Genomic DNA, 1,250 nt, shown 5'->3' on the forward strand with positions numbered 1-1,250 from the left:
AAATGCTGCGATACATCCGGGGGTTGGCGTTGTACTGTCTGGCAAACAGCAGAGACCCGGTTCTCAGCAGAATGACTGAGGAAGCGGCCTTACCCAATGGCATGGCCAGCCCGCCCACTTCAGAGATCTTTTCAATGCCGTCGTGGTAGGTATATTGGCGAGTTCGGTCAAGATCAACATCATAGTGTTCCAGCCAGTGCTCGAAAGGTGTGAGAGCTCTGTGCAGGTAATCACCCCGGCTGGTCAGATCCAGAAGATAGAGGAACGCCATGTTTGAGAGAGACAGCCTTTCAGCCTGCTCGGCGGTATGGATCGCCAGCAGAGGCTTATAGGTGAAGAAGTACCAGGCGGCCGCCTGTACCAGAGAGGCTGAAGGTTTTAGCCAGTAATCATTGAGCCGATGCTCAACCGCTGCAGCATGAGTCTGCATCAAGGTGTCATGGATAGCCTTGATCAGCTCTGATTCAGACACGCCAAGGGTATTGGCATAAGGTGCCAGAGTATCCTGAATATTGGCCAGGAAGGCTGCCGTCCTGCGGCCGTTATTGAAGGCAATATCGTTAAGGACGTAGTTGGCGATGACCGCAGCTGCGTACTCTTTCATGCCGGTAACAGACTCTTTCATACCTGAAGGGCCAGTGGTGGTCACGGTCACAGGATCGAAGGCATTGCGCATGAATTCCTTTGCACCCTCGTCAGACATCATTTGAACAACCTTTTTGAATTGAGGCACATTGACGCCGTAGCGGTAGCCATGGAAGTGCTCGAATTCATCCACTGTCTGATAACCATCGACACCTCTGACCGCTTTAATGTAATTATGAAGTTCAACCTTGCTGATCAGACCTTCACTCAACAGAGCTATTATCCTGATACCAGTGTGAGAATGAGTAGCGAAGTGTTCCGAGAAGAATCTTTCAGGCACGAGAGGGTGAAAGGCTCTTTTGCTCATGCCATTAATTTCGTCGTCGTATCGTTGAGCCCCGGTTTTCATTTCATTCCTGGCCCTGTAAACCAGCTCCTGGACTTTTGGCAAGACAGGGTGATCTACGATAGACAAAGGGTAGGGTGGGGAGCACCTCATCATGTCCTTGAAGATTTCTACAGCCTGACTGGCCTGAACAAGCGTCAGATGGTCTCCAACCATTGTCTGCAAGCGAATCGGTGCAAATTCGTCGATAAAATTGAAAGACGCAAGGGTTGGTATTGCATTACCGCTTTCTGCTGCCAATCCTGCCAGACCGATGGCG

1 protein-coding gene is annotated in these 1,250 nt (G+C 50.7%); it reads right to left on the reverse strand.

What is annotated here, in order from left to right:
• Positions 1–1,250, reverse strand: a 1,250-nt coding sequence (locus tag KDK19_RS04415) for a hypothetical protein (RefSeq protein WP_257291407.1), incomplete at both ends; no start/stop codon positions are given.

This window comes from Endozoicomonas sp. ONNA1, from assembly GCF_024606325.1.
In the GTDB taxonomy this organism is placed as follows: Bacteria; Pseudomonadota; Gammaproteobacteria; order Pseudomonadales; family Endozoicomonadaceae; genus Endozoicomonas_A.